The organism is Marinobacter sp. UBA2498 (genome assembly GCF_002341575.1).
Taxonomy (GTDB): Bacteria; Pseudomonadota; Gammaproteobacteria; order Pseudomonadales; family Oleiphilaceae; genus Marinobacter; species Marinobacter manganoxydans.
In genome coordinates, this window is sequence record NZ_DDOI01000068.1 from 5,921 (window position 1) to 14,114 (window position 8,194).

The window sequence follows — 8,194 nt, forward strand, 5'->3', positions numbered from 1 at the left end:
TTCGCGGGCCTCATTGCCTTCCCTGTCTATGCCCTGTGCTACCACTACCGGCTGTTTGATCTGGAATTGAACGGATTCACCGTGCTGCTGGCTTTTCTGGGCGTGGACTTCTGTTTCTACTGGATGCACAGGGCCAGTCACAGGGTGCGCTGGTTCTGGGCGGCCCATGTGGTTCACCATTCCTCCGAGCGGATGAACTTCTCCACTGCCATGCGCCAGAATGCCACCAACATTTTCAACGGCATGTGGGTGTTCTACCTGCCCCTGGCCCTGCTGGGACTCAATCCTGTCTGGATCGGCGTAGCCTATGCCCTGTCGCTGGTCTACCAGTTCTTTATTCACACCACACTGGTCGGGAAGCTGCCCGACTGGGTCGAACTGGTGTTCAACACGCCCAGCCATCACCGCGTCCATCATGGCCGAAATCCCGGCTACATCGACCGTAATTACGGCGGCACGCTGATAGTGTGGGATCGCCTGTTCGGCACGTTTGTCGATGAAAATGCCCAGGATCCGCCCGAATACGGCATCACCCGGCCTGTTCGCTCCAGTAACCTGATTGTGCTCTGGACCCACGAATACGTGGACCTGTTCCGCGACATGGCACAGCCCGGCGGATTATTGTCTCGCCTTACCCATCTATGGAAACCGCCGGAGTGGCAACGCCCGGCTGCGGAGAAAAACAACAAGGAACCGGGTCGTGACAACGAACGAACACCCTCTGACGCTGAGCAGTGGTGATGACCACAGTATAGCCGGAACAGTCTTTACCCCGACGGCTCCCACCGGCCTTCTGATCATCAGCCACGGCATGGCCGAGCATGGCGACCGTTACCAGTCCCTCGCTCGCTGGCTCTGCGAACGCGGCATGGCCGTTATCACCTTTCACCACCGGGGCCATGGCCCGAATTCAGGAGTCGAGAACCTGGGGCACTATGCGGACCAGAACGGCTGGGCCAGCGTGTTGGCCGACCTGCACCAGGTGGTCCAACACGCCCGTTCACAGTTTCCCGGGCTGCCGGTCAACCTGCTGGGCCACAGCATGGGCTCGTTCATTGCCCAGGGTTACGCCCAGAGGCACGGTGATTCCCTGGATACCCTGATCCTGAGCGCCACCAACCGGATTGATCGAGGCCAGCTATTGGCATCCCGGGCCCTGATCGGCCTGATCCGACTGCTCCGGGGCAAGCGGCACCGCAGCCCGTTGATTACCCGCATGACGTTTGAGCAGTTCAATCGCCGGTTCCGCCCCAACCGGACCCATGCCGATTGGCTCAGCCGCGATCCGCACCAGGTTGACGCCTACGTTGCCGATCCGCTTTGCGGGTTCCAATGCTCAACCGGGCTCTGGCTGGATTTTATCGGCGGCATGCTGGCCATTAAACCGCCGACCTGGCGCAAAGACCTGCCTGTGCACCTGTTCTCTGGAACGGCGGACGCGGTTGGTGAAATGGGTCGCGGCGTGCGCCAGCACTTTCAGGCCATTCGAGAGGCGGGTGTTGGCCATGTGACCCTGAGGTTGTTTGAGGGCGGGCGCCATGAGATGCTCAACGAAACCAACCGGGACGAGGTGTGGCAATACTTGCATTCCCTGTGCCTGCATAGGGACAATGCGTCTGCCCAATCAACCGCCGAACAGAAAGCCCTGCTCCATGCCAGAGCCCCATGAACGCCGCACCAGAATCTGCCACCCAATAACCCGGGCTTTCGCCTGCCTGTGCGTGTTGTTCAGTTTTGCTTCCGGAGCCATCGCCGGCGAAGTCAGTATTGGTGTGGCCGCAAACTTCACCGACACCACCCGGGAACTGACCAGGCACTTTGAAGCGGAAACCGGTCACCGGGTATCCGCCAGCTTTGGCTCTACCGGCAAACTTTACGCCCAGATCAGGAACGGCGCGCCCTTCGACGTATTCATGGCGGCCGACGTGCTCAGGCCAGAGCTGATCGAAGAGGCCCAGGCCGGGGTCAACGGAACCCGCTTTACCTATGCCCGGGGCAAGCTGGTGCTCTGGAGTCCGGCGCCCGATGCATTTGAGGATGCCCCGCGCTATCTGGAGCAGCAACCCTTCGCCAGACTGGCCATCGCCAACCCGAAAACCGCACCCTATGGCCTGGCTGCCCAGCAGGTTCTTGAGCACATCGGCCAATGGCAAACGTTGCAACCGAAACTGGTCCGCGGTGATTCCATAGCCCAGACGTTCCAGTTTGTTGTCAGTCGCAATGCCCAGGCCGGTTTCGTGGCCGCTTCCCAGGTGAAAGTCTGGGACGAGGATGCCGGCACCCTATGGCAGGTGCCTCAGGCCTATTACCAGCCCATTGACCAGCAGGCCATCCTGCTGAACCGGGGCGCCAGCAATGAAGCAGCCCGCGCCTGGATGGATTTCCTGAAATCCGATACGGCCATCGGCATCATCCGGAGCTATGGTTACGACCAAGGACATGACGCGATCAACTGATGTTTGAAACCTACTGGGATCCAGTCTGGCTGACCCTGAAACTGGCCACGACAACCACTCTGCTGCTGTTGCTGATAGGCACGCCCATCGCCTGGTGGCTCGCCCGAACCCGGCACTGGCTGCGCCAGCCGGTGGCGGCCGTGGTCGCGCTGCCTCTGGTTCTGCCGCCCACGGTCCTTGGCTTTTACCTGCTGCTGGTGATGGGGCCGGAAGGCTGGGTTGGCCAGGTCACCCAGTCGCTCGGCATCGGGCTGTTGCCGTTTACCTTCGAGGGTCTGGTGGTGGCTTCCGTGATCTATTCCCTGCCGTTTACGGTGCAACCGCTGCAGAATGCCTTCGAGTCGGTTGGCGACCGTTTCCTCGAGGTCGCTGCCACGCTTCGCGCCGCGCCCTGGGATCGCTTCCTGTTTGTTGCCGTGCCCCTTGCCCGCAACGGTTTCCTCACTGCCGCCGTACTGACCTTCGCCCATACCATTGGCGAGTTCGGCGTGATTCTGATGATCGGGGGTAACATTCCCGGGGAAACCAAAGTTCTCTCCGTTGCTATCTATGACCACGTGGAATCCCTCGAATACACCGAGGCACACTGGCTTTCTGCCGGCATGGTGGTGTTCTCCTTCGTGGTTCTGGTCACCCTCTACGCTCTCAACGGTAAGGCCCGGTCGGGAGCACTGAGATGAGCGAAAAGAAAAGCATCTCTGCCCGCTTCCGTTGCGCGTTTCCCGGGTTTGGTCTGGACGTTGACCTGACCCTGCCCGGCACGGGCATCACCGCCCTGTTCGGGCATTCCGGCTGCGGCAAGACCACTGTTTTGCGCTGTATGGCGGGCCTTCACCGCGCAGAGGGAGCCATGACCGTTCTCGACGAACACTGGCAAAGCGCTGATACTTTCCTGCCGGTTCATAAACGTCCCCTCGCCTATGTATTCCAGGAAACCCACCTGTTTCCCCATCTGACCGTGCGCAAGAATCTTGAATTCGGATACCGGCGTATTCCGGCCACGGACCGGCAGATCGGGTTTGACGAGGCAGTGAACTGGCTGGGACTCGGCGGCCACCTGGACCGTATGCCCGCAGGCCTGTCCGGGGGCGAGCGCCAGCGGGTAGCGATAGCCCGCGCGCTGCTGACCAGTCCCCGGCTGTTACTTATGGACGAACCGATGTCAGCCCTGGACAAAGCCAGCAAACACGACATCCTGCCCTATCTGGAGCGTCTTAGGGACGCCCTGGCCATCCCGATCGTATATGTCTCCCACTCTACCGCAGAGGTGGCCCGGCTCGCCGACCATCTGGTGGTCATGGAGGACGGCAAGGTGTTAGCCAGCGGGCCGACCCGGGAGACACTTGCACGCATGGATAACCCGTTCCGTCTCGAGGACGACGCGGGCGTGCTTGTGGAGGGGACAATAAGAGAACTGGATCAGCGCTGGCACCTGGCGCGCTTTGAGTTCGACGGTGGCTCCCTGTGGCTGCGCCGGGACAACGGCATGAAAATCGGGGATCGGGTCCGGATCCAGTTGCTGTCCCGGGACATCAGCCTGGCTCTGGAAGAGAACCCTGACCAGAGCATCCAGAACCTGGTTCCGGCAACCATTGACCGGATTGAGCCGGACGTTACCCCCGGCGTCAGTATCGTCCGCCTGCTCGCCGGACCCACACCGGTCATGTCCCGACTGACCACCCGGGCTGTTGACCAGCTGGCTCTGGAACCCGGCCGGCAGGTGTGGATGCAGATCAAGTCCGTGGCCCTGGCCGACTGACACCGGCGCCCCTGCCCCAACCAGAAAGGCCGCTGATATCAGCGGCCTTTCTTGCTACATCGATGCTCTGCTATACGGAGACTCAGCGGGTGCCGTACACCACCATCGTTTTGCCCTTGACCCGAACCAGGCCCTGATCTTCCAGGGTCTTCAGAACCCGTCCAACCATCTCCCGGGAACAACCCACGATACGGCCGATTTCCTGGCGGGTAATCTTGATCTGCATGCCGTCCGGGTGGGTCATGGCATCCGGTTCCTTGCAGAGATCCAGCAGGGTGCGGGCGACCCGACCGGTCACATCCAGGAACGCGAGATCACCCACCTTGCGCGTGGTCTGGCGGAGGCGGGAAGCCATCTGCTCACCAATGAAATACAGAACCCTGGGATCCTGCTGGGCAATCTCACGGAATTTGGTGTAGCTGATCTCCGCCACTTCGCACTCGGTCTTGGCCTTTACCCAGGCGCTGCGGGAATCCATGTTGTCGAACAGTCCCATTTCACCGAAAAAGTCACCGGCGTTCAGGTAGGCCATGATCATCTCGCGACCATCGTCGTCTTCAATGATAACCGTCACCGAGCCTTTGACGATGTAGAACAGGGAATCGCTCTTGTCCCCGGCATAGATAATCGTGCTCTTGGCTGGGTAACGGCGGCGATGGCACTGCGAAAGGAAATAGTCGAGATGCTTTGTTTTCTGCTCAACCGGCTTGACGATAGTGGCCATAATGCGAGTCGTGCCTCCTCAGATACTGGCGGGTCCCAATGTTTGTTATGCACCCGGCTTTCCTTGCGGGTTCGTTCTTTTTTACTGCAAAACTGCGCAACTTATAACAAGAAGGTCTGTTGCGGGCAACCGGAAAGAGTATACAACATGTATCCGAGATCGGCCTGCCTGGCGAAGCCGGTTGTGCTAGCATCCGGCCACAGGTCATCTTTATCGGGGCCAACACACCAGTTGGTCCCGCGTCATCACAACGGAGAGTCGTCCCATGAAAGCAACCGTAGACTGGACCGGCAACGCCAGTTTCAAAGCCACCAGCGGCAGTGGCCACAGCGTGCAGCTTGATGGCCCGCCAGACCACGGCGGTGAGAACCTGGGCCCGCGCCCCATGGAAATGCTGCTGATGGGGCTCGGAGGCTGTTCGGCGTTCGACGTCATGAGCATCCTGAAGAAAAGCCGCCAGGACGTGACCGCTTGCCACGCCGAGCTCGAAGCAGAGCGGGCCGACGCGGTTCCGGCGGTGTTTACACGCATTCACCTGCACTTCGTAGTAACCGGAAACAGCCTGAAAGACAATCTGGTCAAGCGGGCCGTGGGCCTTTCGGCAGAAAAGTACTGCTCCGCATCTATCATGCTTGAGAAGGCCGGCGTCGAGATCAGTCACAGCTACGAGGTTCACCAGGCGTCATAACACGTGTGAGAAATCTCGCCAGGGCCGCTCATGGACCGATTCCCCGGGCCGGATGCAGGGGAAATCACGAATGCTAAAATGTCATTGCGAATACTATTCAACGTCACTTGCGGTGTGCATAATACGCACCCTCTCCGCCGGTCTGCGCAAAAGGTGAACAACCCGGTCAGTAGTCGGTGGCGGCCTCGGCAGAGCTCAGCAATGCAGCTCTGCAGTCATTCATCTCCACGATCCGGAGGGGCTGAGCATGGAATCAAAACTCCAGCTGCATGGTTTCAACAACCTGACCAAATCCCTGAGCTTTAACATCTACGACATCTGTTATGCGCAGACCGAAGAACAACGCAAGGCCTATATCGACTACATCGACGAGATGTACAACGCCGAGCGCCTGACCCAGATTCTGACCGACGTCGTCAAGATTATCGGCGCCAACGTTCTTAACATCGCGCGTCAGGACTACGAGCCCCATGGCGCATCTGTCACCATGCTGATCGCCGAGCACGAGCTCACCAATGGCGAAGAGCCCGACAACGAAGAGTCTCCCGGACCGCTGCCGGATACCATCGTGGCCCACCTGGACAAGAGTCACGTCACGGTGCACACCTACCCGGAAAGCCATCCCCACGATGGCGTGAGCACCTTCCGCGCTGACATCGACGTATCCACCTGTGGCCTGATCTCACCGCTGAAAGTGCTGAACTACCTGATCCACAGCTTTGATTCTGATGTCGTTACCGTGGACTACCGGGTTCGCGGCTTTACCCGTGATGTGGACGGCACCAAGCACTACATTGATCACGATATCAATTCGATCCAGAACTACCTGACCGAAGATACCCAGAACGCGTATCAGATGATCGATGTGAACGTGTACCAGGAGAACCTGTTCCACACCAAGATGATGCTGAAGAACTTCAACCTCGATAACTATGTGTTCGGGGTGAACGCCGGTGATCTTGATCCCGCCGAAGCGCAGTCCATCGAGGACCGTCTGCGTCGGGAAATGCTGGAAATCTTCTATTCCCGCAACGTCGAATGATCGCCTCCTGTGGCGCCCCGCCCGGGGCGTCACGGGTCCTTCAGTTTTTTTGATGTCACCCCCCAGATTTCTGCGTTTTATTCTCTCCTCCCATCCCGTTTAAATAGAGCCAAGAGCTAACGAGAGGAGGACATCATGACCCTGCGCTCCCTGAAACAGATCATACCCGCCCTGGAAACGTCCGACGGTGCCGGCGTGCGCATCAAGCGTTCCATTGGCCAGCAACAGAACATTCGCCTTGACCCGTTCCTGATGCTGGACGAGTTTGGTTCCGCCGAGGCCGCCGACTATATCGCAGGCTTCCCCTCGCACCCCCATCGGGGGTTCGAAACCGTGACCTATATGATCGAGGGGCACATGCTGCATGAAGATCATCTCGGAAACCGGGGCGACCTGCGCAATGGTGGTGTGCAATGGATGACCGCCGGTCGCGGCATCATCCATTCGGAGATGCCCCAGCAGGAAGAAGGCGTGATGCGCGGTTTTCAGCTCTGGCTGAACCTGCCAGCGGCGGAAAAAATGACGAAGGCCGGCTACCGGGACATCCAGCCGGAAGAGATTCCGGAGCTTGCCTTCGACGGTGGCAAACTGAAGCTCATTGCCGGCTCATTACAGATCGATGGCCAGGCCCATGCAGGGGCGATGCCCGATCGCACCACCCAGCCGATCTACGCGGATATTCACCTGGCATCCGATGGGAGCCTGAGACTGCTCCTTCCGGAAGGCCACAACGCCATGCTCTATCTTTACGAGGGTAGCGCGAGCCTGGGGGAAAGCTCGCTGCAGCGAAGCGCCGCCAACGTTCTTTCCGACGACGGCGACCAGATCGAACTCCATGCGGGGCAAGCCGGAGCGCGACTCCTGCTGATTGCCGGCAAACCGATCGGCGAGCCGGTGGTCCAGTATGGTCCGTTTGTGATGAATACCCGAGAAGAGATCGAACAGACGCTCCGGGATTACCGGGATGGACGCCTGACGGCCTGACGGCCTCAGGCAAACGGCTTTCTTGCCATCAGCCGCTGCACCATCGGCCGTACGATCAGGTCCATGGCCAGCGGCATTTTTGTGCCCGGAACCACCAGGGTGTCGTGTCTCGACAGGCTGCTGCCTGCAATCACCTGCAGCAGATAGGGAAAGTCCACCTCTGACTGATCCCGGAACCGGATCACCAGCATGCTTTCGTCCTCAGTGGGAACTTCCCGGACGACAAAGGGGTTGGAAGTATCGACCAGGGGAATGCGCTGGAAATTGATGTGGGTGTGCGAGAATTGGGGCACGATGTCGTGCACATAGTCATCCATGCGGTTGATGATAGTTTCCACCACCGCCTCCTGGCTGTAGCCCCGCTTGTGCGTGTCCCGGTGGATCTTCTGGATCCATTCAAGATTCACAATCGGAACCACACCGATCAGCAGGTCCACATACTGGGCGATATTGCAGGTTTCGCTGACCACACCCCCATGAAGCCCCTCGTAAAACAGCAGATCGGTATCGGCGGGCAAAGGCCCCCAGGGCGTGAAGGTGC

Annotated in this window: 10 protein-coding genes; 8 read left to right on the forward strand and 2 right to left on the reverse strand. The window is 59.4% G+C overall.

Going from position 1 to position 8,194, the window contains the following annotated elements:
• From B2W52_RS09640 to modC, 5 genes are all read left to right on the forward strand, one after another.
• Positions 1-741 (forward strand): sterol desaturase family protein (locus B2W52_RS09640; RefSeq protein WP_286802754.1); only part of this gene is annotated, 741 nt, incomplete at its 5' end.
• Positions 701-1,669 carry an alpha/beta hydrolase gene (locus tag B2W52_RS09645; RefSeq protein ID WP_008173421.1) on the forward strand — a complete coding sequence of 323 codons (969 nt, stop codon included), beginning with the start codon at positions 701-703 and terminating at the stop codon, positions 1,667-1,669. The genes B2W52_RS09640 and B2W52_RS09645, both read left to right, overlap by 41 nt.
• Positions 1,653-2,456, forward strand: coding sequence for a molybdate ABC transporter substrate-binding protein (gene modA, locus B2W52_RS09650; RefSeq protein ID WP_008173423.1), 804 nt, complete (start codon positions 1,653-1,655; stop codon positions 2,454-2,456). Before B2W52_RS09645 ends, modA begins: the two co-directional genes overlap by 17 nt.
• A complete protein-coding gene (modB, locus tag B2W52_RS09655; protein ID WP_008173425.1) occupies positions 2,456-3,136 on the forward strand; it encodes a molybdate ABC transporter permease subunit in 681 nt (226 codons plus the stop codon). Before modA ends, modB begins: the two co-directional genes overlap by 1 nt.
• Positions 3,133-4,215: a molybdenum ABC transporter ATP-binding protein gene (gene modC / locus B2W52_RS09660; RefSeq protein WP_008173427.1), complete on the forward strand. Its 1,083-nt coding sequence runs from the start codon at positions 3,133-3,135 to the stop codon at positions 4,213-4,215. Before modB ends, modC begins: the two co-directional genes overlap by 4 nt.
• A gap of 82 nt (positions 4,216-4,297) precedes the next feature.
• On the opposite strand, the gene crp is transcribed toward modC, so the two are convergent.
• Complete coding sequence (gene crp / locus B2W52_RS09665) at positions 4,298-4,939, reverse strand: cAMP-activated global transcriptional regulator CRP (protein ID WP_007153756.1); 642 nt, start codon at positions 4,937-4,939, stop codon at positions 4,298-4,300.
• 265 nt (positions 4,940-5,204) lie between these two features.
• On the opposite strand from crp, the gene B2W52_RS09670 reads away from it, so the two are divergent.
• The 3 genes from B2W52_RS09670 to B2W52_RS09680 all read left to right on the forward strand — a co-directional run bounded on the left by B2W52_RS09670 (position 5,205) and on the right by B2W52_RS09680 (position 7,653).
• The gene (locus B2W52_RS09670) at positions 5,205-5,627 is read left to right on the forward strand and encodes an OsmC family protein (protein ID WP_008173433.1); all 423 of its coding nucleotides are present in this window, start codon (positions 5,205-5,207) and stop codon (positions 5,625-5,627) included.
• A gap of 247 nt (positions 5,628-5,874) precedes the next feature.
• Entirely contained in the window at positions 5,875-6,669 is a 795-nt protein-coding gene (gene speD, locus B2W52_RS09675) for an adenosylmethionine decarboxylase (RefSeq protein ID WP_008173437.1), read from the forward strand.
• Between the two features lie 135 nt (positions 6,670-6,804).
• Positions 6,805-7,653 carry a pirin family protein gene (locus B2W52_RS09680; RefSeq protein ID WP_008173439.1) on the forward strand — a complete coding sequence of 283 codons (849 nt, stop codon included), beginning with the start codon at positions 6,805-6,807 and terminating at the stop codon, positions 7,651-7,653.
• A 5-nt stretch (positions 7,654-7,658) separates the two neighbouring features.
• On the opposite strand, the gene B2W52_RS09685 is transcribed toward B2W52_RS09680, so the two are convergent.
• A partial coding sequence (locus B2W52_RS09685; protein ID WP_476738523.1) for a nucleoside/nucleotide kinase family protein occupies positions 7,659-8,194 on the reverse strand: 536 nt, incomplete at its 5' end.